Source organism: Stenotrophomonas sp. YJH_SMC_43, from assembly GCF_059372535.1.
On record NZ_JCAFVQ010000001.1, the window covers coordinates 1,177,967 to 1,204,276 of the forward strand.

Consider the following 26,310-nt stretch of genomic DNA (forward strand, 5'->3'; position numbering starts at 1 on the left):
TAGTAGCCCTTCGGTAGTGTGAGCGCGTCCATCCAGCCACGGGGTTTCCCCGAACGCCAGGAGGTCACTGTGCCAAGTTGTGATGAAGGAATGAAGTTGACGCGTCGCCAGGTGATCGCCGGCGGCGTCACGACCGTGGCAATGTCCGCCGCACCGGGGGCCTCCTCGCTCGCCGCCGAACTGGCGGCGCCCCCGCCGCCCAGGCCGCCGGTCATCAGCACGGTGGCCTTGACCGTCAACGGCAAGCGGCGGGAACTTGAACTCGACACCCGGACCACGCTGCTCGATGCCCTGCGCGAACATCTGAAGCTGACCGGGACCAAGAAGGGCTGCGACCACGGTCAATGCGGTGCCTGTACCGTGCTGGTCAACGGTGAGCGCATCAATGCCTGCCTCAGCCTGGCGGTGCAGCACCAGGGCGATGCCATCACTACCATCGAAGGCCTCGGCACCCCCGATGACCTGCATCCGATGCAGGCTGCTTTCATCAAGCATGATGGCTACCAGTGCGGGTATTGCACGCCGGGGCAGATCTGCTCGGCGGTGGCGGTACTGGACGAGATCAAGCGGGGTGACCCCAGCCATGTGCAGGCGGATGTCAGCGCACGGCCCCGGGCCACCAACATGGAAATGCGCGAACGCATGAGCGGCAACCTCTGCCGCTGCGGGGCCTATTCCAACATTGCCGAGGCGATGGCAGAGGTCGCTGGCGTGACCTCTGCAGGGAGACGCTCATGAGGGCCTTCAGTTACGAACGCGCGAAATCCCCGGCCGAGGCCGCCAAGGCCGTCGCCGGCATCGAGGGCGCGAAGTTCCTGGCCGGAGGGACCAACCTGCTCGACCTGATGAAGCTGGAGGTCGAGACGCCAGCGCACCTGGTCGATGTGCAGGACATCGGCCTGGACAGGATCGAACCCACCGACGAGGGCGGCCTGCGCATCGGCACGCTGGTCACCAATACCGCGCTGGCCTCGCATGAGCGCGTGCGCCGCGACTACGCGGTGCTGACCCGCGCGATCGTGGCAGGCGCCTCCGGGCAGTTGCGCAACAAAGCCACCACCGGCGGCAACCTGCTGCAGCGCACGCGCTGCCCGTACTTCTACGACCCTAATCTGCCCTGCAACAAGCGCCTGCCCGGATCCGGCTGCGGCGCACTCGAGGGGTTCTCCCGGCAGATGGGCGTGATCGGCACCTCGGACAGCTGCATCGCGACCTATCCGGGCGACATGGCGGTGGCCCTGCGGGTGCTGGACGCCTCGATCCAGACCGTCAGGGGTGACGGCAGTACGCGCAGCATCCCGATTGCCGATTTCCATCGTTCCCCCGGCGACAGGCCGCAGCAGGACAACGTGCTGCAGCGCGGTGAGCTGATCACCCACGTCACGCTGCCGAAGCCCCTGGGCGGTCGGCACGTGTACCACAAGGTACGGGACCGCGCGTCCTATGCGTTCGCACTGGTGTCGGTCGCCGCGGTCGTGCAGCGTGACGGCTCGGCGCGGTTCGCCTTCGGTGGGGTCGCGCCGAAGCCGTGGCGCGTCGAGGCAGCCGAACCCCTGCTGCGCGACGGCGTGAAGGCCGCGACCCGGCAGGTGTTCGCCGGTGCCCGTCCGACGCCGGAGAACGCGTTCAAGATCGCGCTCGCCGAGCGCACCCTCGCAGCGGTGCTGGTGGAAGGAGAGCGCTGATGCCCCTTGAATTCAACGCCCCCGCCGGCGACAACCTGTTCGACAAGGCCAAGGTCGTCGGCAAGTCGACGCCGCGCATCGACGGTCCACGCAAGACCACCGGCACCGCCCCCTATGCCTACGAGCGCCATGACGTGGCGCCGAACCAGGCCTACGGCTACATCGTCGGCGCGGGCATCGGCAAAGGGCGCATCATTTCGATGGATGCCTCCCGCGCGCGTGCCGCGCCCGGCGTACTGGCGGTCATCACCGCACCGGAAACCAAGCCGGTTGGCACATCGAACTGGAACAATGCACCGCTGTTCGGCGGACCCGACGTGGCCCACTACCACCAGGCCATCGCCTGCGTGGTGGCAGAGACCTTCGAGCAGGCCCGCGCCGCCGCAGCGCTGATCCGCACCCGCTACGAGCGTAGCAAGGGCCGCTTCGATTTCCCGGCCCTGGCACCGTCCGCGCCGCTGGCAAAGGGGCGTGACGGCAAGCCCGACCGGCAGGCGTTGGGCGATTTCGACACCGCCTACGCGAGCGCCGCGGTCAAGCTCGACGAGACTTATCACACCTCCGACGAAAGTCATTCGATGATGGAGCCGCACGCCACCATCGCCGCCTGGGAGGGTGACACGCTCACGTTGTGGACGGCGAACCAGATGATCGACTGGGCCAGGCAGGGCATGGCGGCGATCCTCGGCATCGATCCTGCCAAGGTGCGCGTGGACTCGCCCTATATCGGCGGCGGCTTCGGCGGCAAGCTGTTCATCCGGGCCGACGCGGTGCTGGCCGCGTTGGCGGCCAAGCAGGTCGGGCGACCGGTGAAGATCGCGCTGCAACGCCCGTTGATGCCCAACAACACCACGCACCGGCACGCCACCCTCCAGCGCGTGCGGATCGGCTGCGGAAAGGATGGCCGGATCTCCGCCATCGCCCACGAGAACTGGTCGGGCAACATCAACGGCGAGGATGGCGAAAACGGCACCCTGCAGACGCCCAAGCTCTATGCGGGCGCCAACCGCCTGGTGGCCAACTACATCGCCACGCTCGACATGCCCGAAGGCAATGCGATGCGCGCACCGGGCGAAGCACCGGGCCACATGGCGCTGGAAGTGGCGATGGATGAAATGGCCGAGAAGCTGGGCCTCGACCCGATCGCGTTCCGCATCCTCAACGAGCCCGAGGTGGTACCCGGCGATCCGTCCAAGAAGTTCTCCGACCGCAACCTGGTGCGCTGCCTGCGCGAAGGCGCGGAGCGCTTCAACTGGAACAAGCGCAACCCCAGGCCGGCGCAGGTCAGGGAAGGACACTGGCTGGTCGGCATGGGCGTGTCTGCGGGCTATCGCGGCGCACCGACGATGAAGTCGGCGGCGCGGGTGCGGCTTGACGGTCAGGGCGGAGTGATTGTCGAGACCGACATGACCGACATCGGCACCGGCTCCTACACGATCATCGCGCAGACGGCGGCCGAGACCATGGGCGTGCCGCTGGAGCGGGTCCAGGTGACCCTCGGCGACTCCCGTCATCCGGCCTCCGCCGGTTCCGGCGGCCAGTGGGGCGCGGCAAGCTCGACCGCAGGCGTGTACGCGGCGTGCGTCAGCCTGCGCCGCAAGGTGGGTGAGAAACTGGGTTTCGACGGCGACACCGCAGACTTCGCCAATGGCCGCATCCAGGCGGGTGGGCGGACCATCAAGCTGGCGGAGGCGGGCACACTGTCGGCGGAGGACGGCATTGCCTTCGGCGACTTCAAGCAAGGCTACGACGTCGGCACCTATGCAGGGCATTTCTGCGAGGTCGCCGTGCATGCCTACACGGGAGAGACGCGCATCCGCCGCATGCTTGCCGTATGCGATGGCGGCCGGATCCTCAATCCGCTGTCTGCACGCAGCCAGGTCATCGGCGGGATGGTGATGGGTGCGGGCGCGACCCTGATGGAGGAGCTGGTGGTCGACAAACGGCTGGGCTTGTTCATCAACCACGACCTGGCCGGCTACGAGGTTCCCGTGCATGCCGACATCCCGTACCAGGAAGTGGTCTTCCTCGACACGCTGGATCCGGTGATCTCGCCGATGAAGGCCAAGGGTGTGGGTGAACTGGGCATCTGTGGGGTCGGCGCCGCGATCGCCAATGCGGTCTACAACGCAACCGGCGTGCGCGTGCGCAACTATCCCATTACCCTGGACAAGCTGCTACACGGCTTGCCCGACGTGGGCTGACCCTTGCGCATGGACCGTCCCGCAGCCTCGACCACTCTGGAGGCCTCCGTCGCGGGCGGAGGGGAGCCCGGCGATCTTGCCGAGGACCTGTCCGCAGCGCCGGGCTTCCTCGCCGAAGGTAGCCCGCGCGGCGTACTCGAGACGGCCTTGACGCGCGTGCGCGCGGGGGAGCACGCCGTGCTCGCGCTGGTGCTGGAAACCGATGGCTCCACCTACGCCGGTGCCGGCGACATGGTGCTGTTCTGCAACGGCAGCCAGGTCGGCTGGCTGAGCGGCGGATGCCTGGAGCCCGAGCTCGCGCGACGCGCGGAGCAGGTGAGCGCGGCAGGGCGGGTCGACTGGATCGAGATCGACACCCGCAGTGACGACGACCTGTTGAGCGGGTCCGCGCTCGGCTGCCGCGGCCGGCTTCGGATTGCGCTCCTGCCATTGCGTGCCATGTCCGGCATCGACGCCGTCATCGAGGCTTGGCTGCGCGAGGGCGTGTCACTCCGGCGCGACCTTCGCACGTCGGGCCAGGTCGTTTTCCGTGCCGGCCATCGCGAGCAGGCGTGGCAGCTGGATCCGATGCATGGTGCGCAGCCCTTTGGCGAGGGCGCATGGCATTTGCCGTTGCCCCGTCTTCCGCGGGCTCTGGTGTTGGGGGGCGGTCCCGAAACGCCCTTCCTGGTTCCGTTGCTGCGGAGCCTGGGGTGGCGGGTCAGCGTGGCCGAACGGAGAGCGCGCTGGGCCTCAGCCGGGCAGTGCGCGGATGCGCATCTTCAGACCAGCCCGGCCGAGGCCCTTCATGGCGACCCGTGCGACGCGGCACTGGTGATGCATCACGATTTCGAACTGGACCGGGAGGCGCTGGTGGCCCTGGCTGATACCAAAGTTGCGTTCATTGGACTGCTGGGTCCGCGGCGAAGGCGCGAGGACCTGTTCAAGCTGCTGACACCGGATCAGCGCCACCGCCTGTCCCCGAGACTTCGATCACCGGTCGGCCTGAACATCGGCGGGCGAGGGCCAGAGGCGATTTCGCTCAGCATCGCCGCGCAGCTGCAGCAATGGCGAAGCGCGCACGGCACGTGACTGACGCGCATGCGGTCGTCGTGCTGGCTGCCGGCGGGAGCACCCGGCTTGGCCAGCCCAAGCAGCTTCTCACCCGGCAGGGCGAGACCCTGGTACATCGCGTGGTGCGGTTGGCGCGCGAGCTCGCGCCAGCGCAGGTGCTGGTCGTGGTGGGCGCAAACGCACAGGCCGTGACATCCAGCATTGCCGGGCTGGACGCCACTCCGGTAACCAACCACCACTGGGAACGCGGCCTGGCGAGCAGTCTGCAGGTTGCCGGCGCACACCTGCTGCCCACGGTGACCGCGGTGATGGTCGTGGCATGCGACCAGCCCGCGATCGAGCACTCCCATCTGCAGGCGTTGCTTTCGGGTGCCCGCGCCTCGGCGTCAGGGTGCGCTGGCACCCGTCATGGACACGCGCTTGGCATTCCTGCAGTAGTGCCGCGCGCCTGGTTCGCCCACGTCGGTGCAACCGGTGACCGCGGCTTCGGAGCGCGCTTGAAGCAGCTTCCCAGCGATACCGTGCATGCCCTTCAAGCGCCGGAGCTGGGCCTGGATATCGATACCCCAGAAGATCTTGCGCTTGCGCGCGATGCGGGCTGGATCGATGCCGAGGTTGAGTCGCACGATCACGGTGCCAACGCCCGTCGCGCAGGTGACTAGCGGTAGAGCCGGAGCCCGAACCCTCGCTGCCCGCAGCCCTGTAGAGTCGAGCCATGCTCGACTACGGCACGCCACATCGCGCCCCGTCAGGCACATCACTGGCAATAATCTTCAGCACCCGATCGAACAGAACAGGCTCCGGCACGCCAGCCAGTACCTGCTCCAGGTAATCCAACGGCTCCACCTGCCATTGGAGGAGCGCCCGCAACCGCACAACGGCGGGCGCCCGCTGCCTCGCGTCCAGCGAGGTCCACAACAGCAGATGTTGCGGGCGCCTCTCCAGCAAGAGCACCGGAACGCCGTTGCAGCGAATCTGGAAAGCGACATCCCGTTGCCGTTCAACGAACTGGAAGCCCTGTCGTGGCCGAGCCTCCACGAACTGCACGGCTTGGCGGCGCAGTTGTGAGAATCGATCATCGTTGATGCTTTGGAACGCGACAGGCGAGGGCACCGGCGGCGCCGGCCACAGCGCCTGTGCCGCAACCACCACCACAAGACAGAGCGCGTTGGCCGCCCAGCGGCACCACCCCACTCAGCCCTCCGGATGCAGTCGGGTACTGGCGTGTGCGGTAAGGCCGATTCCGGCCATGATCAGCCCCTCCATCACGCGCGGGCCAACGTACTGCTCCAACTCGCCATTTTCGCGGGCGCGCTGCGCGGCCAGCAGAATCTCCAGGACCACGCGAAGCCCGGCCAGCGAGCAGTCGGTGTCCGCCAAGGCGATGCGCCGGCCCGGCATCTGATGGCGTTCAGGCCACGGCTGGCCATCGGAGGCGGCGCCGGCGCCGATGCTGTGCAGCAGGGCGATGAGGGTGTTCGGGTCCAACGCGGGGCCGTTGGCGGGCGCGTCGTGGATCGGGTGCGGGGCAGGGGAGTGGGGCTGGGTCATGGCGGGGCTCCTTGCGTGCATGCAGAAGCCGCCACCGATAAAGGTGGCGGACGATGCGTGGTTCGAAACCCGGTGTTCGCTGAACCGGCAGGCACAAGGCCTCCACGCACCGCCCGCCATAGCCGGCCGACGGATTGCCAGCCGGCACCACACAGGGTGATGCCGGCTGGCAAGCGTTTACTTCAGCGAACTACCGGGGTTTCGAATCCCGGCCACCTGTTTTCGGTGGCGAGGAAAGGAATACGCCCCGCTGTGCGCGATGCCAATGCAGTAAGGCTGATGCCGTCACCACATTCAACATTTTCAGAATCGTTGTATACGGCTCAATGGGGCCGGAGCCTTGCACTGCAATGCTATCGGCGATGTCGGCGGGGCAAGCCTGGCGAGTGTCGGCATCCGACCGGCGAGGCTGTAAGCGAGGCGAATACGACAGGATCGCCAAAGCCTGCCAGACGTCAGTAGCCCTTCAACGCGGATCTGGTCCGCTCCAACCATGCGGCATTGTGGCTGCGCGCGTGGCGCGACCAGTGCTGCGCATCGTCGATGATGCTGGCGAACAGGCTGCGGGCTTGCTCACGATCGTCGGGCTGCGGCTGTGCCATCAGCCATTCGGCGTACAGGCAGCGGGCGGCCGCATCGTTTCCGCATTCGACGGCGCGCTCGAATGCAGCGCGGGCTCCGGGCGCGTGGGCGGCAGCCAATGCCTGCGCGTAAAGCAGAGTCTGTTCCGGCTTGCGTCGCATATCCGGATGACAGGCGAACAGGCCGTCCAGCGTCTCGACCGCAAGCGCGGGCTGCCCGGACTCGAGGCGGGCACGGGCAAGGCCGGTGAGGATGTAGGGATCGTCGCCCAGTGGTGAACTGGCCGCCTGCTCGAGCAGGGTCCTGGCTTCGTCTGCCTGGCCGGCATCCAGCAGCGCCATGCCGAGGCGAACGCGGTTCTGCACGGTGGGCGTTCGCGCCAGTTCGGCACGGGCGTTGCGAAGGTCCTGGCCCGGGTCCATGAGCTGCTTGGCGGAACGGACGACCTGTCGGGCGCCGCGCGAATGGCGGACTTCCGGAAAGTAGATCGCCAGGAAGTAGACGACGCTGCCGAGTAGCGGGAACGAGAAGAGCAGGATGAGCCAGTAGAGGCTCTGGCCCGAGCGGATGGCGTGCACCGCGAAGTAGATGGCCGCCAGTACGTGGAGTCCGATTCCGATATAGGGCATGTGTGCCGCCTCGTCCTTGTGAGGGGTGGAACTATAGTAGGGGAGGTGTGGGGCGCCAATGGGCGGGGTGATTTGGCGTGACGCGTCACGTTAATGAGGGGGAGGGATTCTGCAGGACTGGGCGCTGCATGCCACTATGTGGCGGGGCTGCATCGATGGAAGGGGATACATGGAACGTACGCAGAAGACGCTAACGATGGCTGATGTTGCTGGATGGGGTTCGGCGCTCGTCACGTTCGGATTGATTCAAGGGGCCTTCTATCTGAAGGCGTATTGGGGGCACTTCGGCCTGGATCCCTTTCAGTTTGTTGCGGTGAGTGAGCTTGCGCTGGCAGGGCTTGCTGGGATCGGCATGGTGTTATTTCTCATGCTGCTGGCCTCGCTGTTTGGCGGCTGGGTGGAGATGAAGGTCAAGAGCGGCAGCTCCAAAAGCAAGCTGTTCGCATGGCTGTTTCCAGTGCTTTTCTTCACTGTCCTGGGGCTGCTGCTTTGGTGGTCAAACACGTGGCCTCTTCTGATAGGGGTTCTTCTAACGGTCATCTGTGCGTTGATCGTGCATCTTTCGCCGGTGGTGCCCACCGCAGTGAAAGATTCCCCTTGGCTGATCTACGCCTTGGTGATGCTGGTCTACGTCTCGATAGCGTCAAGCATGCTTGGCTCCCAGCGTGCCGAGAAGATTTCCTCTGGTGGCGGCAAGCACGTGACGGCTGTGACTGTTGATGGAAAGGTGCAGGGCGACCTAAACCTGATTGGTCGTCTTGGTGACAGCTATGCACTGTGGGACCCGGCGCGGAAGGCCACAGTGCTTGTGCCTGTTCGCGATGTTGGGAGGTTGGAGATCCTGCGAAAGGGTGTGATTCCTGTTCCGGCAGCCCAATAGGGCTGGATCTCGGCAAACGCCAAGCTGGGAGTGGCAGTGCACTTCAGTACGGGGAGTAGCGATAAGGGATGTTTATCGGGGGTAGGACGGATTGCTACTCCCGACCCAAAGGGGACATCCAGGTCAAAGCCAACACACTCGAATCAACCTAAGTCAGCCGATCTCCGCCTCTGGCTAGGGTGCAATAGTGCTTCGCCACGACCAAGATGACCGCCAAGTAGCTTCTGACGTGAGGCGCAAAGGAGGATATCGCTTACAATTACCCCTAAAACCAAGGACAAAAATGTATGAAGGTATTTTGGTCGTGGCAAAGTGACCTTCCGATGGCTGTCACGAAGGCGTTTATCCAAGAAGCCCTGGAGGAAGCGCTGCATAAGATCGCCGATGACCTAGCGCTGTCGCCAGCCGAGCGCCCCGAGCTCGATCACGACACCAAAGGCGAGGCCGGTCTTGTCGAGATCGTAAAAACCATTTTCGAGAAGATCGAACGATCGGATGCCTTTGTCGCAGACGTGACACCAATTGCTACAACGGGGCAAGGAAAGAAGGTTCCGAACCCGAACGTCATGATCGAGCTGGGCCACGCAATGAAAGTCTTAGGTCATGAACCCATCGTTCTGATCGCCAATGCCGCCTACGGTGGAAAGCCGCAAGACTTGCCGTTTGATCTGCGACATCGGCGCGGTGCAATTACCTATCATCTTCGGAGCACTGATGACGAAGATAAGATACGCGAGGCGAAAGACAAACTCGTGGAAGAGCTTACGTCCGCGCTACAGGTAAATTTAAAGAGTGCGCTCTCGCGGCACGACGTGAAAATCGAATTCGCGCAGTACCCGTCTCGAGATGGAGATCCCTCGACGTGGCTGCGACCGGATGAACGCATTGAACACGGTGACTTTTTTGGGGGATCTGGAGAGCACACACTTGAAGTGAAAGGCACGACCCGTAGCTACTTCCGGATGGTTCCCGCGGGATGGACGACCAAGAAGCCAAACCGGCAGCAGGTCCGTGATGCGCGCGGCCAAGGCAGCTTGTCGCCGCTGGCACGCCGAGGCAGCGGCGATGGCGGAGCCAACGCTCTTGGCGCTGTCGCTGTTGGGCTGTGGCGGGGCACTGCGGGCGCGACCCATACTGTCACGCAGTGGTTTGACAAGACGGGCGAGCTCTGGGCATTCGATGGCAACGTTGTTACATCTGAGAACGGGCTTACCTACCTTGGCTATGCACGCCTTCTTAAGGACTGGTCCACCATGCTGGAACGCAGCCTGGCGTTCTATGACCACTTTGGCGCAACACCGCCCTACCGCGTGGAAGTGGGGGTGAGTGGCTTAGAGAACGTGTACTGGTTGGATCAGCTTCAGTCAGATCAGACGCGCGCCCTGGATCCATATGTACGTCATTCGCGTGAGTCACGCGAGTGGGATCCGGCTGCACGCCTGGCCTTCCTCACGACCGCGTTCAACGAACTGACCAATGCCTTTGGGCGGCCTGCAGTGACCGAACAAGACGTTGCTCAGATCTTGGCCCAAGTACCCGGATAGACCTCGGCACGATTCAACCCGAATGCGCGGACCCTGACGAGTATCTCATCGTTGTTGCTCTCGGGTGCGCCAATGTCGCGCAGCTGCAGAACCTCGGGGCCACCGGCCTGTTCAATCGCATATGCCTTCATGACAGATTCCCCTGGAGCGCGACTGATTGGTGGCGAACAAGTAGCGATGGATCTTCCACTTACCGTCCTCCAGACGGAACACGAACAACTCGTTGTTGCCCTCAGTCACCTCTACGCCGGCGGCCAGGATTCGGGTGCGGCCGGCCGAGCGAGGCGCAGCAATCCGTCGTCAGTGACCAGGCGCGCCTGAGGGGGCGCCTGAGGTTGTCACTTCCACCGGCGTTCGAGCCTTGGTGGGAGCAGCTGTCTCGGTTCCAGCTGCAATACCCGGACATTCAATTGCAGGTGTGCACCACCGAAAGGTGCATCGATCTGATTGAAGACGGAATCGATGTTGCGCTCCGTGTCGGTACCATTACACATGAAGCCATGGTGGTGAGACGGGCTCTGGAAGATCGCCATTTGCTGGTTGCGTCAGCGCAGCCGCGCTCTCGCCGGAGACGTCGTGACAGCGCCCCCCTTCCTGGCGGCAGATGCAATTCGCGCGGGTGACCTCGTGGAACTGTTGCCTCAGTTTCCATTGCCCCAGCAGCAGATTCACCTACTGTATCCCTCGCATCGGCATCCTTCGCCAATCATCAGAACCTATCTGGCCTTCTGCCTGGCCGAGATCTTATTGATCAGCAAGGACTGGCTGCAGCAAGGAGAGGTACGTGCCTGATCTCTCCCATGTGAGTAGGGGTTGCAGCAACTACCTGTCTAACGGCCAAAGGTGGGTGGGCACACTAGTAGCTCTGAGGATGCACGACTTGAGGCCGATCCGTTCGTCGGGTCTGCTTTTGGCCAGAAGCGGACATCAGCGGGGTAGGGGGTTAGGGATATTTATCGAGGGTACGAAGAGGATCTACGCAGAAAAAAGGCGCGATCACAAGCGGTTTCATGATCGCCACCCGATCGTCAGAGCACTGCAGGGCGACGCTCGCGCCTTTGTAGTCTCGCAAGCAAATAGGCTGAAACCGTCCCCATAACTTCAACCGCTGCCTTAGCCTGCTCGTCAGAGAGCGCAGGCACCCATGGTCGACCATGCCCAGTTCCCTCCTTGTTCCGGACCCGATTTGCTCCCATGGCAGCCTGAAAGAGACCACGTTCCATCAGTCTAATTGCTGGCTCGCCAGGCTGCTCAGGCAGTTCGGGCACTGCAAGCTCAAGCGCGACAAAAGCCATGCCAAGCAACGCTTGGAAATTCGCGCCACTTGGATATCCCCCTTGGAGCGTTGTAAGAACATGCGCCGCTGTAGCCTCAGTCAAGTCTTTGCCGGTGCCAGTGACAAGGGCTGCATCTTCCGCGCCTTTCTGGGCACGCCTAGCGTAGGCGGCTAACGCATCGGTTAGTTGCAAGCCGGTCAGTGAGGAAAGGAGTTTGGGTTCGAGTGAACCTTGATCGGTCAGCACAAATCCTTCCGCATCGAACGCAGCCTTGGCATTCTCGACCGCCTCGCGACCCACGTAGTTCGTGGATTCGGTTCGGAAGCCGCCACATGCGCGGACCTTTGCAAGCAAGCCGGAAGCAAATCGACTTGCAGCTTGTGGGTTAGTGTCCATAGCGGCATAAAGCACGGCGCGAACTCTTTTGGCCTTGCCTATAAGCTGCCCCTGCTGTTTCGGGTCAAACTCTCCCAATCCGGCTTGATTTACGTGAAATTCGATGTCGGCGTGAGAAGGCTCTCTATATGCGCCACCATTGTTTGAATCATCCACAAGTTGCATCAGGGCGTGGGCGATCGTATCGGTGACTGGCAGGCTAGACATCCTGTTCTCCTGATGCAAGGGAAGTCGAAGCGAGCACCATGGGTCGCGAGATACTGGTGCTACCGCAACTATGCTGCCAAGAATGATTGATTGACCACTGCGTTCTCAATGTCAGTTTTGAACCAGCGGAGCATCTCCAGCACCTCGTCGATCAAATTCTGGAACGACAGAGGTGTAATGGTTAGATACTGACCATGCGCGATACTATTTCTGCTTTTCAGAAGAACATTGTCGATCAATGGAAATCGAGTTGAGTACTGAGCATGATCAATACCAATCCAACCAGAAATATTCACAAAAACTTTAGAGCTTAGGTTGCTTTCCGCGCTGATGACATCTTCACGAGGAAGTCGCACAGGGCGGTCTAGCTCGCCCAGTAGATAGGAAACGGCCTCGACCGCGACGTCGGCCTTGGCTGATTCGCCTACGGACGCAAGCCGAGCCTTCATTGCCAGTGCAATGAAGCAGGGCTTTAGGGATCGATTGTGGTCTGAGCGGTATGACAGATAGTTGACGTATGCATTGGCAGATCCCTTAATGAAGCCTTCCCAGTGCGCATATAGCATGGAAACGCCGGCGCGAATGTGCGCTTCGACATTGCGTCCTCTTGCTTGGTCCACCGCAGATTTGAACTGATGAATTTCCTTGATCCTCCAGGCCATGTCTTGGTCAAGATGGTCAAGCAGCATGGCAACGGTCCGAAGTCCCAAAGTCATGGCTGAAAATACTGAGCCGCATACGGGAGGAGATTTGTCATGCGCGTGGTCCCTCGCACGCCAGAACCAGAATTTGCCTGGAAGGTCTGGTCGCTCCAAAGGCCGCGAACACGGTTAACAAACCAGTCGCGGCGATCTTTGGCAGGAATTGCTTCAATTGCGTCACGATTAACCGCCACGCCGTACGCGATGGCATCGAACGCAGATATCGAGAACCCTCCCAAGTGACGCTGACCATCCCAGCGCTTGAATACTTCAGTGCCGCACAACTCCAGGAGACTATTGAACGTCCACTCGAACATATTGAGCTCCTCGTTCAAAGCGCGGTCATCGAGCTTCGCCAGCTGACGAGCGGCGACGTCCAAGTACTCGTTCACATCCAGCCCCCTCTTATAAGGGTGGCGGCGATATGCCAAAAAGCGCAGAGCGATCTCAACTGCCTGCTGCTCCTCGTGCTGCTTCGGAGTGAGCTGGACAGTTTGCGAAAAGGCATGCAGCGTTGTACGTTGGACCAGCCAATCGTAGAATTGCGAATTGAGCATGACGAGTACGCTGTTTCTTACTTCCTGCTCGCTCAAATGTGAGCCTCCCGTATTTAGCCTCTGGAAGAGCTCATACTTGGCATCTTCATCACTCTCCTTCCGGAGAATTTCGACTCGCATGCGAGCGCGTTTCAACTCGAGCTGCATAGGGATGTCGAACGCTAGGTCCGCCGCAGCGACGTTCTCCTGGCTCCACTTCATTCCCGCCAAGCCGGGGAGCAAGTTCGTCCCTTCGAGGGTCAGAGGCGGGTAGAGCCCTTCGTCGGGATGACGCAATTCTCCCATCAGCTGCAACACTGTAGAAAGGCGCTGCAGTCCGTCAATAAGCTCCCACACGCCTGACTCGCGTTGGAAGACGAAGATTGGTGGAACAGGGATTCCGAGAAGCAGGGATTCGATAAAACGAGTGCGTTGTGATGGATGCCATCGAAAGAGCCGCTGATAGTTTGGGTCAATTACTAATTCTCGCGCCCTATACATTGAGGCAAGCTCACCCAAAGACATATCGTAGCCATCAGTGACTACCTGCCTGCGCGCATCCTTCAGCTCTGTGGCCAATTCTTGCACTGTCATAAATTTCTCTTAGGAACTAATGTTCATCATTCCGCCTGCAATTTGAACACACAAAGGCGGCGTCTAGATCGGGCGATGCGCCTACCTCTGCAGCCGCGCTGCGGGATTGTCTTCCGCTGCTCCGGCTTGGAAGTACCCGATCACGCTCGCCACCGACCGGTGTTCGGTCATCGCCATTACAGCCGGCAGAGGCACACCTTGCCTGCCTGCCTCGGTCACGAAGCCGGAACGCAGGCTGTGTGCCCCAAAGTCCCCCTCTAGACCTGCCAAACTAGCCCTCCGCTTAACTATCGAAGCTATGGAACCTGGGAGCAGGGGAGGGCCGACCCGTCCCTTTACCATGGCAACCAGCATGATCTCTCGATCAGTGTCGTTCATTGAGGGAGTCTCGGAAGTTGAGCCTTAGCGTCTATGCCATGGTACCTGACGCTTCGGAGTGCAAGTGCGGGCGCGATGGCTGCATTTGAAGTTCTTTCGAAAGAATCCTTAGCTTGAGCCCGCCCAAGCGCGGGCAGCATGGCTGCATCTTGGCTTGAAGCACTCGGCATGCCAGGCCGGAATAGGATCGTAGGATGATGAGCAAAGGCTCATGTTCTAAAGGCGCTGTGTTCGAACACGTAACACTTTTACCTGGCGCTTGGTAACAGATTTACCTGCTTCGTCACTCGGCATGCGGAGCCCACGAACCGGATCAGGCCAGATACAGCATTTCGCATAATGTATATTATGTTCATTACGCCATTGCCCGATCCAGGCTTCACCAGTCACGCCCCTGATCCACTCCAGGCGCCGGCCTGATTGTCAGTGATTCGATCACTGCCAACCGCCCTTTGGGCTTCCCTCAACCTCTGCAGGAATGGCAAAGGATCTTGCGGATCTGACAGTTTCGCCGATTCGGCACCAACGACCGAGGCCTCAGGAGCGCGTTCTGGCACCCCAGCCGTAGCCACTCACTGGTCGTGACGCGTCACGCTATTCGGCTCGTTCCATGCCGGCGAGCTCCATGCCATCTAGGCGCGGGCCCGCGTCGATGCGCTGAGGATGAGCGTCACATACGCAATCAACGTGCCGGCCGCCAAACCCCAAACCTCCATCTCCCAGTTCCTCCGGTACGGGGATGGGCCTGTCACCGCCCAGACCAACAGCAAGGCGGCCGTCACCAGCACCGTCCTGTTGGCGATGGAAATGAGCTTGTCTGCAGATTCATGGCCCAGATTGGGATCCCATCCGAAGAGCCAACGCAGGCGCTTCCAGTAGTCGTGCCCCACAGCCAACAGAAAGAGGAACGCGCCCGCCAGCAGACTCAGCAAAAACTGTACCGATGGATTCAAGGGACATCCTCAGGAATTGTGCAGCCAGCCTCGGCTGGATATCGCCGACCACGTGCGACCAACGCATCGCATCACAGGAACGTGTGCATCACAAAGACATCCACCAAGCCCAGCGTCCCATGCCGGAACGCCTTCGGTAGCGTTCCCACCACATCGAACCCCAGCTTCCGGTACAGCGCCACGGCCGGGGCATTGGTACTGACCACGTAATTGAACTGCATGGCCAGGAATCCTTCCGCCCTCGCCCGCTCCAGGCTGTGTTCCACCAGGGCCCGGCCCACACCTTGCCCTTGTGCCGGCGCATCCACCACATACGTGGCGCTGGCCACATGCGCCCCAAGGTCAGGGAAATTCGGGCCCATCTTGTACATGCCCACAACCCGGCCCTCCAGCACAGCTACATGAGGTGCCTGGGCCTGGAACCAATTCGTGCGAAACGTCTCGACAGCGAAAGAGCCAGCAAAGGGCAGCGCATCCTGCGCCGCAATGGCCGTCTTGAACATGCCCCACATCGCGTCGAAATCGCCTGCACGGGCGGGCCGGATCTCCATGCGTCTCCTGCAGATCTGTGGTCGTGACCAGGCCGGACACTACCAGAATCCAGCGCCTGCCCCGTAGCTGCTTCACGCGCCACCGCCATCGGCTCCGCAATAGTTGTGGAAATTCCGGCCCTCAGAGCAGTAGATGTCTCCTGTTTCCGTGCACATCCCGCACCGGCTTCGACGGTGGCGCGTTCCCGCCTGCGTCCTGCTGGGCATCTACCTGCTGTACCTGCTGGCCGGCAACATCTTCCTCAATACGCCACTGTTCGATCAGGTCACCAACCGCAAGCCGCACAAGTTCGTGATGACCACCGGCCCGGCCATCACGCTGCTGCCCGGCCATGTCATCGCCTGGAACGTGCACATGCGCGGCCACGTGAACCACACGGTCTACGTGCTGCATGCCGAGCGCGCCAGCGCCCAGTTGGCGGTGCTGCCCCTGTTCCAGCGCGAGGTGCGGGTTCCGCGCTTGCAGGCGACGGGGGTTTCCGCCGAGATCAGCCGCGTCGAAGAAGCCATCCCGCCACCACCGCGCAGCGACCGCGGCTGGACGCTCCGTTTCGACGCCATCCACAGCGACAGCATCCGCAGCGCACGCTTTGGCAAGTTGCTCATCATTGGCAAGGGCCGGGGTACGGTGGGCTTCCTCAAGCAGCTGCGCGGCGGGCCGTCGGAGCTCTTCGAATCCGAGGTGGCGTTCAGCGATGCGGACACCAGTTTTGACGGCGTGCAGCTGTTGGGCGACATGGATCTCACCGCGCGCTTCAGCTATCCGCGCCACTATCGGGACCAGGCGCCCGGTCTGGCCAAGTTGAAGTTGCTGCATGCCCAGCTCGATGTCGACGCCCGCAGCCAGGGCCTGCGCATGGACACGGATGCCATAACGCCGAAGATCTCCAGCGCGCCCGTGCCCGGACGCCTGCAGCTGGCGCTGCACCTGATTGACGGCCAGCTGCAGCCCGGGGACCGCGCCATCTGGCAGGTGCCGCTCTACCTGGGTGATGGTGCCCCCAATCGCGGCGTGCTGGCCCTGCAGCTCAATGTGTCCAACGACCTGCGCCTGCAGGCCCGCCTGCCGCCCAAGCCCGGCTCAGGCAGTGAAGTGGATGCGGATCTGCGCGTCCGTGGCCGGGACGTCCCCTTCCAGCAGCCCGCCCAGCTGCTGGAACGCAGCTCTGGTACCGTGCGCGGCGAATGGACGTTCACTTCGCTCAACTGGATCCCTGCCCTGTTCGTCCGCAAGCCGTGGCTGCAGCTGGACGGCGGCGGCACGCTGAAGGCGGACCTGCGCGTGCGCAACGGCGAACTGATCGAAGGCAGCACCGTGGACATTCCGGCCGCCGAAGCCGTGGCCGAAGTCGCCGGCGTACGCCTGGCCGGCACGGCCAGCGCCCATGGCGAACTGAAGGCCGGCAGCCCCAGCCAGGCACAGCTGTCCGTCCGGCTGCCGCGATTCACTGCGCGGCCGACCGATGCCAAGGACGTTCGGCTGTTCGATGGTCGTGATCTGGCGCTGGATCTGACCGGCGACGGTCGCCTGCAGGAGCTGCGCAAGGGCGTGCGCGCGCACCTGAGCTTCAGCGAAGCCACCATTCCAGATCTGTCGGCCTACAACCGTTATCTCGGTTCAAAACAGGTGCGCCTGCTGCGCGGCACCGGCTCACTCAGCGGTGATGCCACCCTCGATACCGATGGCCGCGTTGGCCATGGCACCGCCCGCCTGCTGGGGCGCAACGCGAGTGCCAAGTTGGCAGGGCTGGACATGGGTGGCGATATCGACGTGAATGCAACACTGCGCCGCGGTGACTTCAACCAGCGTCATTTCGACCTGTCCGGCACCACGGTCGAGCTACGCAACGTGCAGGTGGCGGGTACGGAGCGCGCAACCGCCTGGAAAGGCCGCGCGGCCTTCAAACGCGGCCGTATCGATGCGCAGTCGCCATTCCAGGTGGATGCCACCACGGATCTGGATCTCAGCGATGCCCGTCCGTTGCTCGCGCTGTTCGCAGAGCGCACCGACTACCCACGCTGGACGCTGTCCCTCCTCGATTCCGGTCAGGTGCAGGCACAGGCGACGCTGCGCTGGCGCCCTGGCCATCTGGTCATCGATGGATTGCAGGCCGAGAATGATCGCCTGTCGGTACGCGCGCGGCTGAATCTTCTGGAACAGCGCAAACGCGGTGATCTCTATCTCCGGTGGGGGCTGCTGGGTGCGGGCATCGAGCTGGACGGCGATCAGCGCCAATGGCATCTGGCCAAGGCGCGCGAGTGGTTTGATCAACGGCCTTCCCTGCTGCCAGCAAGCCAGGGATCGGCTGCCGCCGGATCTTCAGACTGAAGGCCCGCGACCTGCATCCATTCGCGGCCTCTGCGCGTATACGCGATCATGCGCATCAGGGAGCTGGACGATATGAAGCGGAGTTCGCAGGTTTTCGGGCTGCTGGGATGGGTGGCGATCACCTTCGTCGCGGCCGCCCTGGGCGCGTGGGCGTCCACATCGGCGGCCAGCTTCTACGCCACCCTCGATCTTCCCCCGTGGGCACCACCAGCCAGTGTCTTTGGTCCGGTGTGGACCTTGCTCTACGCCATGATGGCGATTGCCGCGTGGCTGGTGTGGCGCGAACGCGGCTGGCGCGGGGCACGACCGGCGCTGATGCTCTACCTGGTGCAGCTTGCCGTCAATGCGCTGTGGAGCTGGCTGTTCTTCGGCTGGAAGCTGGGCGTCCTGGCCTTCGTTGACATTCTTGTATTGATTGCGCTGGTTTGCGCGACGATCGTCACGTTCGCGCGCACCCGCCCGATTGCGGGGGTGCTGCTGCTTCCTTACCTGGCCTGGATTTCGTTCGCCTCGGCGCTCAACTTTGCGGTATGGCGAGCCAATCCCGGACTGCTGTGACAAGGTCGCCCGCCGCTCACGCCTGGGCAATGGCCTGCGGGCGCCAGGTCCGCAGCAGGGCCGGCTTGAACGCCTGCTGGCCGCAGCCGGTGGGGCACCGCACCACCCGTGCCGAAGTATGGCTGACCAGGCCCTGCCCTTCTTCGGCCTTGAAGATCGTCTCGCAGGACAGGCAGCGGGCAACCAGCGAATACAGGTGCAGCAGCCGGCCACTGGCCGGGTCCTGCAGCGCATCCACATCCAGCAGTTCAAACTGGCAGCTGTCAGCCAGCATGCGGTACGGGGACAGGGGCGCGGGCTGCAGGTTCACGGGGCGGTCGCTCAGGGAAGTGGATCCACTCTAGGCAATGACCTGTCGAGCTGATGTGCAGCGGAGATGTATTCTTCGCGAAAACTGCAAGTGCTCGACCTCGTCCCCACATGAAGAATTCAGCTTGGACAGAAGCACGCTTCACACGCATACACTGGTAGGCGAATGCATGATTTTGCTTCACCATTGAGGGGTACCGGATGTACCACTGGGCCTTTCCAGCCATCCACGAATGATGAGTCCCGCCCTTGATGCCTTCTGCTGAGTCCGCGCACGCCCCTGCCCTGTCCAGTTGCGCGCGCGAACCGATCCACACCCCCGGCGCGATCCAGCCCTATGGTGTGCTCCTGGTCGTTGAACCGCAGTCCCTGCAGGTGCGCGAGCGCGCCATCAGCCATCCCGGCCTGCTGCAGCAGTTCGGCGAACCGTTGACGCAGCATGTCAGCGAGGTGTTTGGCGGCGTGCTGGCGCCGTTCCAGGGCCTGTTCCAGCAGGCCGTGATCGGCAGCAGTGCCCATGTCGGTGCCGTGCATCTGGATGGCCACGGCCGGCATCAGTTGCTGGTGCACCGTTCCGCCAACGATCTGCTGGTCGAACTGGAAGCACCGGTTCCCGGCCAACCGGGCTCGCTGGAGGAACTGTATCCGGCCATCCGCGAGCTGATGACCGGCATTGAATCGGCGGCGACCGTGGAAGACCTGTGCAGGCTTGCGGCCGCGCACATGCGGCGGCTTACCGGCTTTGACCGCACCCTGGTCTATCAGTTCGATGCCGGCTGGAACGGCATCGTGGTAGCTGAGGATGGCAACGGCCTGTTGCCGTCCTACCTGGACCTGCGCTTCCCTGAGTCGGACATTCCCGCGCAGGCCCGCGAACTGTATCGGCGCAACCGGGTCCGCCTGATTGCGGACAACAACTACACCCCTGCCCCGCTGATGCGGGCCGAGGACCATCGCGACGCGCCGCCCACCGACCTGAGCCTGGCCGTGCTGCGCAGCGTCTCGCCGGTACACCTGCACTACATGCGCAACATGGGAACCGGTGCGTCGATGTCGGTATCGTTGGTGCATGAAGGCCGGCTGTGGGGCCTGGTGTCCTGTCACACCGTGCAGCCGCGCCGCCTGCCGTACCACGTGCGTACTGCCTGCGAGTTCATGGGCCAGATCCTGTCGCTGCAGATTGCGTTGAAGGAGCGTGCGCGTGCGATCGAAGAGCGCGTGGCCCGGCGTTCTGTGCTGGTCAAGCTGCTGGCACGCATGGCCGGTGATGAGGACTTCATGGCCGCACTGCGCGACGACGAGGCCAGCCTGCTGTCGCTGACTGGCGCGGCCGGCGCGGTGATCGTGCACAAGGGCGATTGCCTGCGTGTCGGCCAGTGCCCTTCTGCCAGCGACGTGCTGGCCCTGGCGAATTGGCTGGCCACGCAGCAGGCCGGCCAGGAAACCTACTGCACCGATCACCTGGCAGCCGACTGGTCACCTGCCGCGCACCTGGCCGACGTAGCCAGCGGCGTGCTGGCGGTGTCCATTTCGCAGTTGCATGACAGTTACCTGATGTGGTTCCGGCCGGAAGTGGTGCGCACCGTGCGCTGGGGTGGCGATCCCCGCAAGGAAGCAGCGCCGGGCGTGGCGCTGTCTCCGCGCAACTCGTTCGAGGCCTGGAAGGAGACCGTGCAGCAGCGCAGCCTGCCGTGGAGCGATGCTGACTGCGACGCGGCACACGAGATGCGCACGGCCATCGTCGATATCGTGTTGCGCAAGGCCGAGGAAATGGCCGAACTGAACGAGCAGCTGCTCCGCAGCAACAAGGAACTGGAAGCCTTCTCCTACTCGGTCAGCCACGACCTGCGCGCTCCGTTCCGTCACATTGTCGGCTATTCCGAACTGCTGGGCAGCTCGGCGGGCGAGCGCCTGAACGATACCGAGCGCCGCTTCCTGGACACGATCGTGGAATCGGCCAAGTCCGCCGGAACACTGGTGGATGACCTGCTCAGCTTCTCGCAGATGGGGCGCTCCACCCTGGGGCGTGTGCGGATGGACATGACCGCGCTGGCCGAGGATGTGCGCCGGAGCCTGGCCCTGGACTACGCCGGCCGCGACGTGCAGTGGACGCTCGCACCGCTGCCGGAGGTCGAAGCCGATCCGACGATGCTGCGCCTGGTCTGGCAGAACCTGCTGGCCAACGCGATCAAGTTCACCCGCGAGCGCGACCAGGCTGTTATCGAGGTTGGCCACGAGCGCAGTGACGACGAAGATCACTTCTTCGTGCGCGACAACGGCTGCGGCTTCGACATGCGCTATGTGGACAAACTGTTCGGCGTGTTCCAGCGCCTGCATCACGTCGAGGAATTCGAAGGCACCGGCATCGGCCTGGCCAACGTACGCCGCATCATCAGCCGCCATGGCGGCCGTACCTGGGCCGAGGGCGAGCCCGGCAAGGGCGCCACCATTCACTTCACCCTACCCCGTTCCACAGGAGATCACCCATGAGGGACCTGCGGCCGATCCTCCTGGTTGAGGACAGCCCCAAGGATGCAGAGCTGACTCTGGCCGCATTGTCGCGCTGCCAGTTGCTGAACGATGTCATCCATGTACGCGACGGCGCCGAAGCGCTGGACTACCTGCGCTGCGAAGGCAAGTTTGCCGGCGCCATGCACGGCGGCCCGGTGGTGGTGCTGCTGGACCTGAAGCTGCCCAAGGTCAACGGCCTGGAGGTGCTGGAACAGGTGCGTAGCGACCCGGATCTGAGCAGCACGCCGGTGGTGATGCTGACCTCTTCGCGTGAAGAGCAGGACCTGGTTCGCAGTTACGAACTGGGCGTCAACGCATTCGTGGTCAAGCCGGTCGACTTCAAGGAGTTCTTCGACGCCATCCAGGGGCTGGGCATGTTCTGGGGCATCACCAACCAGCCGCCGCCGCATCGGCCCAACGGCTCGGGGCAGCACAATGCGTGATGGATCGCGCCGCAGCGAGCGCCTGCGCATCCTCATGCTGGAGGACAGCGCGCTTGATGCGGAGCTGATCAGCGCACAGTTGCAGCGCGCCGGCCTCGACTTCGAGGCCGAGCGCCTGTGGACCCGCAATGCGTTCATCGAGGCCATCGACAACCGTGCGTTTGACGTGATCCTCGCCGATCATGTCCTGCCAGGCTTCGATGGTGACGCAGCACTTGCCCTGGCACGCGAACGCGTGCCACAGACGCCTTTCATCTTTGTTTCCGGCACGCTGACCGAGGAACTGGCGGTACAGGCACTCACGCGCGGCGCGCGCGACTACGTGGTGAAGCAACGCCTGCAACGCTTGCCCGATGCGATCCGCCGCGCCCGCCAGGAGGCGCACGAGCGCACCCAGCTGGCCAATGCGCAGGCCGCACTGAACGACAGCCAGGCCCAGTTGCAGCAGGTGACCGACGCCGTTCCTGCGTTGATCGCCCAGCTGGACAAGGACCATCGCTACCGGTTTGCCAACAAGGCGTTTCTGGACTGGCATGGCTTCAGCCTTGCAGAACTGCTGGGCCGCACGGCACGGGAAGTCAGTGGGATTTCTGCGTTTGAACACGCATTACCTGCCCTGGAGCGCGTGCTGCAGGGCGAGCGCACCAGCTTCCAGGTGGAAATGACCCATCGCAGTGGGCAGTCACGATTCGTGCAGATGGACTGCGTGCCGCAGCGTGGCGGCGACGGCGCGGTGGTCGGCTATATCTGCCTGGGCAGCGATGTTTCCGGGCTGAAGCAGGCCGAGCTGGCGCTGCGCGAGGACAACCAGGCCCTGGAGCGCCAGGTCCAGGCGCGCACGGCCGAGTTGAGGGCCAGCAAGCGCCGCCTGCAGGCCATTTTCGAATCCAGCTTCCAGCACCAGGTGCTGCTCGATCTTTCCGGCGGCGTGGTCGATGCCAACGTCGCCTCGCTGGCCGCCGTGCTGGCCGACAAGAAGGATGTAGTGGGCCAACGTTATGCGCGGTCTCCGTGGTTCGCCATGACTGAGGAGGTCGCCGCGACCGTTGATAGGGCCGTCGCCGATGCCGTGCACGGCCGAAGCTCGTTGCATGCGCTGGATATCGAGCTGCCTACCGGACGGCGCAGCTTCGACTTCTCGTTCCGTCCACTGGTGGATGCCGAAGGTGTAGTCACGGCCGTGGTCTCCGAAGCGGTGGAAACCACCGCCCGGCTGCAGGCCGAGCACGCGCTGCGCCAGTCGCAGAAGATCGAGGCCGTGGGCCAGCTGACCGGTGGCATCGCCCACGACTTCAACAACATCCTGACGGTCATCTCCGGCAACGTCGAGCACGCCATGCTGCTCAGCGAGCGCGCCGGTGAGCCGGCCGCGCTGGTCGGCCGCGCCCTGGACAATGCCCTGAAAGGCGTGGGTCGTGCCGCCAGCCTCACCCAGCGGTTGCTGGCATTTGCCCGCCGCCAACCGTTGCACAGCCAGGCGGCCAACCTCAACGACCGGCTGCTGGACATGCACGACATGCTGCAGCGTGCGCTGGGCGAGCTGGTACAGCTGGAGATCCGCAGCGCCCAGGACATCTGGTGCGTGGAGATCGACGTCAGCCAGCTGGAGGCCTCGGTGCTCAACCTGGCGGTCAATGCCCGTGATGCAATGCCCCACGGTGGCCGGCTGGTGATCGAGGTCGACAACAGCCATCTGGACCTCGACTACGCCGCGCTGTTCCCCGACGCCGAACCCGGCGAGTACGTGATGCTGCGGGTACGCGACAATGGGCACGGCATGGATGCGCCCACGCTGGCACGCGTGTTCGAGCCGTTCTTCACCACCAAGCAGGTCGGCCGCGGCACCGGGCTAGGCCTGTCAATGGTGCACGGCTTCGTCAAGCAATCCGGCGGCCACGTCCTGATCGATTCGGTGGAGGGTGCCGGCACCAGCATCACCATGATGTTCCCGCGTTCGGCGCTGGCCCTGCCCTGCGAAGCGCGTGCGCAGCAGTCTGGCCTGGCCGGTTACGCGCCGCGCGAGGAAACCATCCTTGTGGCCGAGGACAACGACGATGTGCGCGCGCACACGGTTGATTCACTGCGCCTGCTGGGCTACCGCGTACTGGAAGCGCACGACGGACCGTCGGCGCTGCGCCTGCTGGAGCGACCGGACACCAAGGTCGACCTGCTGTTCTCCGACGTGGTGATGCCCGGCATGTCGGGCTGGGAACTGGTCCGCGAGGTTCGCGAGCGCTGGCCCGACGTGGCCATCCTGTTCACGTCAGGCTATCCGCGCGACCACGATGCGGTGGGCAGCCAAGGGCGGGCTGCTGCTCTCTTGCCGAAGCCATTTACCCGAAGTGACCTGGCACAGGCGGTGCGAACCGTGCTGGACGCCGCAGCGCACTAAGCTCAACGCGCCGGATCAGGTGTTCCCGCTGCGATCCGGTTGATGTCCGCGCACTCCACCGTCGCAGGTGGATGCTCCCGTCCGGCCAGTGCGATCATCGCCTGGCCCACCGCCAGATTGCTGGTGACCAGTGAAGGGACGAGTGCGCCAGCCAGTTTCATCAGCGGTGCGCCACCCCAGTACAAGGGCTTGAGCACCACGTGGCGCGTGCCGGTTCCCGATACCGGCCGCACGCCGCCCGGGCGCAGCATCACGGTACGCACCGGCATCGTGCGGAGCGCCAGTTCGATTTCGCCCTTGATCCGCAGCGGCATCACCCGGCTCTGCGGGTCCGCGCCGGCGCCGGACACATACAGGAAGCATCCGTCGGGATTCACTGCGGCCCACGCGCGGGCCACGGCCAGTGTGGTGTCCAGCGTCACCCGCCGGTACTCGGCTTCGGCGGTGCCCACCGGAGGTGCGCCCGCGCAATAGAAGCACGCGTTGAAGCCAGCCAGATCGTCACGCTGCTCATCGATGCGCAGGAAATCCGGCACGACCCGCTCGCTGCCCGCACCGTTGAGGCTGCCCGGACGCCGTACCAGCGCGGTCAGATGGCCGACATGCGGTGAGCGCTGGCAGGCCAGCGCCACGCCCTGCCCCACCAGCCCGGCGGCGCCGGTCAACAGAACACGCAATGCTTCTACCCTGGCCATCACCGTCTCCTGCCCCGCTAGAGCTTCACGAAGCGCTGGATCTTCCGCGCCAACCAGCCACTGAATACCAGCGGCGCATCCAGCGCCGAAACGCAGATGCACGGCACCCCCGGCGCGGTCACCGGCTGGTGCTCCACGTCCTCATCCAGGTCCGCCACGTCGCCGGGCGCGAACAACCCCAGCGCATCGTTGTACGAGCCCCGCAGGATCTGGGTCAGCTCGCTGCGGCCGTGGCTGTGCATCGGCAGGCACTTGCCCGGGGCGATCTTCAGCATGATCAGCGAAGGCATCTGCTCTGCACGGATGCAGTGCACGCCCGGCGCCATCCAGCGCCAGCGCAGGCCGCTGAGCGACGCGCCGAAATACGGGTGAAGCGAAGCAGGAAGATGGTCCGGATCGGCTTCGGGCCGCTCTCTCGAAGCGGGCCGCGACGCCACTGCCACGGCAGGCGCGTCCGTCGCCAGCCGCATCAACATCGCGTCGCGCAACTGCTCGCGGCGTAGATCGCCCGTGGATGGCTGGGTCTGTTCCAGCAAGACCGATCCGATCGCCTCGGCCTCGCGGAGGCGCTGGCGACAGTGCGGGCACTGCTCCAGATGCGCGCCCGCCACGATGCTCAACGGCGCCGGAAGCGCGCCCGCGGCGTAGCTCATCAGCGTGGATTCGTGTAGATGGTGGTGCGGATTCACAGCGCACCTCCCACTTTCGACTGCAATTGCAGGAACGCACGCCGCAGGTGCGATTTCACCGTGCCCAGCGGCATGCCCAGCGCCTCGGCGATCTCGCTGTGGCTCTTGGCCTCGAAGTAGGACATGCGCACAAGCCGCGCCTGCACCGCAGGCAGCTCGTTGATGCGCTGGCGCAACCGGGCCTGGTCGGCGAACTGTTCGGCGCTGCTGCGCTCGACCACGTCCATCATCGCGGCGTGCTCCACCGCCACCTGCACCTGCATCCAGCTGCGCTCGCGGCGCACGCGGTCGATATGCAGGTTGCGGGCGATACGGTACAGCCAGGTGCTCAGCGCACCCTGCGCGGCATCATAGTCGGCCGCCCGCAGCCACAGGCGCAGCAGGCATTCCTGCGCCAACTCCTCGGCCACCGCGTCGGGTGCGCCCAGCCCGCGCAGATAGACGCACAGGCGCGGCATGAAATGGTCATAGATCCGCATGAAACAGTCGCGGTCGCGCAGCCGCGCGACACCGTCCATGTCACCGGCCCAGTTTTTCGGCTCGCTGCTGGGCTGCTGGGAGCTGGACACGGTGCGTGCGCTGTTGAAGTTGGCGAGGGTGCTGGCGGCGTCAGGGTACATCTGCGTTCGCGGCGGGCGGGTGAAGGTCTGTTCCCTGTACGGG

The 26,310-nt window shown here is 63.8% G+C and carries 27 protein-coding genes and 1 pseudogene; 14 read left to right on the plus strand and 14 right to left on the minus strand.

The genetic code is table 11. The annotated features are described in order from the left end of the window. The first annotated feature begins 90 nt into the window (after positions 1-90). The 5 genes from paoA to AC5QAH_RS05520 are packed head-to-tail and all read left to right on the plus strand — an operon-like array spanning position 91 to position 5,604. Positions 91-738, plus strand: a complete 648-nt coding sequence (paoA, locus tag AC5QAH_RS05500) for an aldehyde dehydrogenase iron-sulfur subunit PaoA (RefSeq protein WP_329762967.1) — start codon at positions 91-93, stop codon at positions 736-738. Continuing rightward, entirely contained in the window at positions 735-1,685 is a 951-nt protein-coding gene (locus AC5QAH_RS05505; RefSeq protein WP_143994503.1) for an FAD binding domain-containing protein, read from the plus strand. Before paoA ends, AC5QAH_RS05505 begins: the two co-directional genes overlap by 4 nt. Next, the gene (gene paoC / locus AC5QAH_RS05510) at positions 1,685-3,889 is read left to right on the plus strand and encodes an aldehyde oxidoreductase molybdenum-binding subunit PaoC (protein WP_495232160.1); all 2,205 of its coding nucleotides are present in this window, start codon (positions 1,685-1,687) and stop codon (positions 3,887-3,889) included. The genes AC5QAH_RS05505 and paoC overlap by 1 nt, the downstream gene beginning before the upstream one ends. Positions 3,890-3,898: 9 nt before the next feature. Next, positions 3,899-4,960 (plus strand): XdhC family protein, encoded by a 1,062-nt coding sequence (locus AC5QAH_RS05515; RefSeq protein ID WP_495232161.1) that lies wholly within the window; start codon positions 3,899-3,901, stop codon positions 4,958-4,960. Continuing rightward, entirely contained in the window at positions 4,936-5,604 is a 669-nt protein-coding gene (locus AC5QAH_RS05520; RefSeq protein WP_495232162.1) for a nucleotidyltransferase family protein, read from the plus strand. The genes AC5QAH_RS05515 and AC5QAH_RS05520 overlap by 25 nt, the downstream gene beginning before the upstream one ends. A gap of 61 nt (positions 5,605-5,665) precedes the next feature. Here the strand turns inward: AC5QAH_RS05520 and AC5QAH_RS05525 are convergent, their stop codons facing one another. The 3 genes from AC5QAH_RS05525 to AC5QAH_RS05535 all read right to left on the minus strand — a co-directional run bounded on the left by AC5QAH_RS05525 (position 5,666) and on the right by AC5QAH_RS05535 (position 7,704). Then, positions 5,666-6,136: a hypothetical protein gene (locus tag AC5QAH_RS05525; protein WP_495232163.1), complete on the minus strand. Its 471-nt coding sequence runs from the start codon at positions 6,134-6,136 to the stop codon at positions 5,666-5,668. Beyond that, a complete protein-coding gene (locus tag AC5QAH_RS05530) occupies positions 6,137-6,493 on the minus strand; it encodes a hypothetical protein (protein WP_053496619.1) in 357 nt (118 codons plus the stop codon). 455 nt (positions 6,494-6,948) lie between these two features. Then, positions 6,949-7,704: a tetratricopeptide repeat protein gene (locus tag AC5QAH_RS05535; RefSeq protein ID WP_495232164.1), complete on the minus strand. Its 756-nt coding sequence runs from the start codon at positions 7,702-7,704 to the stop codon at positions 6,949-6,951. Between the two features lie 169 nt (positions 7,705-7,873). On the opposite strand from AC5QAH_RS05535, the gene AC5QAH_RS05540 reads away from it, so the two are divergent. Both AC5QAH_RS05540 and AC5QAH_RS05545 read left to right on the plus strand, forming a co-directional pair. Further along, a complete protein-coding gene (locus AC5QAH_RS05540; protein ID WP_495232165.1) occupies positions 7,874-8,584 on the plus strand; it encodes a hypothetical protein in 711 nt (236 codons plus the stop codon). Between the two features lie 287 nt (positions 8,585-8,871). Next, complete coding sequence (locus tag AC5QAH_RS05545) at positions 8,872-10,128, plus strand: hypothetical protein (protein ID WP_495232166.1); 1,257 nt, start codon at positions 8,872-8,874, stop codon at positions 10,126-10,128. On the opposite strand, the gene AC5QAH_RS05550 is transcribed toward AC5QAH_RS05545, so the two are convergent. After that, positions 10,101-10,259: a hypothetical protein gene (locus AC5QAH_RS05550; RefSeq protein WP_495232197.1), complete on the minus strand. Its 159-nt coding sequence runs from the start codon at positions 10,257-10,259 to the stop codon at positions 10,101-10,103. The genes AC5QAH_RS05545 and AC5QAH_RS05550 overlap by 28 nt on opposite strands. A gap of 186 nt (positions 10,260-10,445) precedes the next feature. Between AC5QAH_RS05550 and AC5QAH_RS05555 the strand changes: the two genes are divergently transcribed. Both AC5QAH_RS05555 and AC5QAH_RS05560 read left to right on the plus strand, forming a co-directional pair. Continuing rightward, on the plus strand, positions 10,446-10,751 hold the full coding sequence (locus AC5QAH_RS05555; protein ID WP_495232194.1) for a LysR substrate-binding domain-containing protein: 306 nt from the start codon (positions 10,446-10,448) through the stop codon (positions 10,749-10,751). Beyond that, positions 10,669-10,920 (plus strand): LysR substrate-binding domain-containing protein, encoded by a 252-nt coding sequence (locus AC5QAH_RS05560; RefSeq protein WP_495232167.1) that lies wholly within the window; start codon positions 10,669-10,671, stop codon positions 10,918-10,920. Before AC5QAH_RS05555 ends, AC5QAH_RS05560 begins: the two co-directional genes overlap by 83 nt. Positions 10,921-11,156: 236 nt before the next feature. Here the strand turns inward: AC5QAH_RS05560 and AC5QAH_RS05565 are convergent, their stop codons facing one another. The 6 genes and pseudogenes from AC5QAH_RS05565 to AC5QAH_RS05590 all read right to left on the minus strand — a co-directional run bounded on the left by AC5QAH_RS05565 (position 11,157) and on the right by AC5QAH_RS05590 (position 15,721). Beyond that, positions 11,157-12,008: an abortive infection family protein gene (locus AC5QAH_RS05565; protein WP_495232168.1), complete on the minus strand. Its 852-nt coding sequence runs from the start codon at positions 12,006-12,008 to the stop codon at positions 11,157-11,159. Positions 12,009-12,076: 68 nt separating this feature from the next. Beyond that, positions 12,077-12,697: an MAE_28990/MAE_18760 family HEPN-like nuclease gene (locus AC5QAH_RS05570; protein WP_495232169.1), complete on the minus strand. Its 621-nt coding sequence runs from the start codon at positions 12,695-12,697 to the stop codon at positions 12,077-12,079. Positions 12,698-12,720: 23 nt separating this feature from the next. Next, a complete protein-coding gene (locus AC5QAH_RS05575; protein WP_495232170.1) occupies positions 12,721-13,839 on the minus strand; it encodes a GmrSD restriction endonuclease domain-containing protein in 1,119 nt (372 codons plus the stop codon). An 81-nt stretch (positions 13,840-13,920) separates the two neighbouring features. Next, a pseudogene (locus AC5QAH_RS05580) lies at positions 13,921-14,175 on the minus strand (tyrosine-type recombinase/integrase); the annotation flags it as partial. A 674-nt stretch (positions 14,176-14,849) separates the two neighbouring features. Beyond that, positions 14,850-15,170: a hypothetical protein gene (locus tag AC5QAH_RS05585; protein WP_495232171.1), complete on the minus strand. Its 321-nt coding sequence runs from the start codon at positions 15,168-15,170 to the stop codon at positions 14,850-14,852. Positions 15,171-15,241: 71 nt separating this feature from the next. Beyond that, positions 15,242-15,721: a GNAT family N-acetyltransferase gene (locus tag AC5QAH_RS05590; RefSeq protein WP_495232172.1), complete on the minus strand. Its 480-nt coding sequence runs from the start codon at positions 15,719-15,721 to the stop codon at positions 15,242-15,244. 133 nt (positions 15,722-15,854) lie between these two features. Between AC5QAH_RS05590 and AC5QAH_RS05595 the strand changes: the two genes are divergently transcribed. Further along, entirely contained in the window at positions 15,855-18,050 is a 2,196-nt protein-coding gene (locus AC5QAH_RS05595; RefSeq protein ID WP_495232173.1) for a translocation/assembly module TamB domain-containing protein, read from the plus strand. 72 nt (positions 18,051-18,122) lie between these two features. Continuing rightward, a complete protein-coding gene (locus tag AC5QAH_RS05600; RefSeq protein ID WP_495232174.1) occupies positions 18,123-18,608 on the plus strand; it encodes a TspO/MBR family protein in 486 nt (161 codons plus the stop codon). 16 nt (positions 18,609-18,624) lie between these two features. Here AC5QAH_RS05600 and AC5QAH_RS05605 read toward each other — a convergent pair whose 3' ends face one another. Then, on the minus strand, positions 18,625-18,918 hold the full coding sequence (locus tag AC5QAH_RS05605; RefSeq protein WP_227199407.1) for a hypothetical protein: 294 nt from the start codon (positions 18,916-18,918) through the stop codon (positions 18,625-18,627). Between the two features lie 251 nt (positions 18,919-19,169). On the opposite strand from AC5QAH_RS05605, the gene AC5QAH_RS05610 reads away from it, so the two are divergent. From AC5QAH_RS05610 to AC5QAH_RS05620, 3 genes are read left to right on the plus strand one after another with little or no spacing between them, the layout of a single operon-like run. Next, positions 19,170-21,407, plus strand: a complete 2,238-nt coding sequence (locus tag AC5QAH_RS05610) for an ATP-binding protein (protein WP_312383589.1) — start codon at positions 19,170-19,172, stop codon at positions 21,405-21,407. Beyond that, positions 21,404-21,871, plus strand: coding sequence for a response regulator (locus AC5QAH_RS05615; RefSeq protein ID WP_010485778.1), 468 nt, complete (start codon positions 21,404-21,406; stop codon positions 21,869-21,871). The genes AC5QAH_RS05610 and AC5QAH_RS05615 overlap by 4 nt, the downstream gene beginning before the upstream one ends. Beyond that, the gene (locus tag AC5QAH_RS05620; protein ID WP_478413669.1) at positions 21,864-24,263 is read left to right on the plus strand and encodes a response regulator; all 2,400 of its coding nucleotides are present in this window, start codon (positions 21,864-21,866) and stop codon (positions 24,261-24,263) included. The genes AC5QAH_RS05615 and AC5QAH_RS05620 overlap by 8 nt, the downstream gene beginning before the upstream one ends. Before the next feature lie 2 nt (positions 24,264-24,265). Here AC5QAH_RS05620 and AC5QAH_RS05625 read toward each other — a convergent pair whose 3' ends face one another. Genes AC5QAH_RS05625 through AC5QAH_RS05635 form a run of 3 tightly spaced genes read right to left on the minus strand, consistent with a single transcriptional unit; the run spans position 24,266 to position 26,267 of the window. Then, positions 24,266-24,958 carry a Rossmann-fold NAD(P)-binding domain-containing protein gene (locus AC5QAH_RS05625; protein ID WP_197638493.1) on the minus strand — a complete coding sequence of 231 codons (693 nt, stop codon included), beginning with the start codon at positions 24,956-24,958 and terminating at the stop codon, positions 24,266-24,268. A gap of 17 nt (positions 24,959-24,975) precedes the next feature. Then, entirely contained in the window at positions 24,976-25,647 is a 672-nt protein-coding gene (locus tag AC5QAH_RS05630) for a ChrR family anti-sigma-E factor (RefSeq protein WP_049436408.1), read from the minus strand. Next, positions 25,644-26,267, minus strand: a complete 624-nt coding sequence (locus AC5QAH_RS05635) for a sigma-70 family RNA polymerase sigma factor (RefSeq protein WP_054171738.1) — start codon at positions 26,265-26,267, stop codon at positions 25,644-25,646. The genes AC5QAH_RS05630 and AC5QAH_RS05635 overlap by 4 nt, the downstream gene beginning before the upstream one ends. Positions 26,268-26,310: the final 43 nt, after the last annotated feature.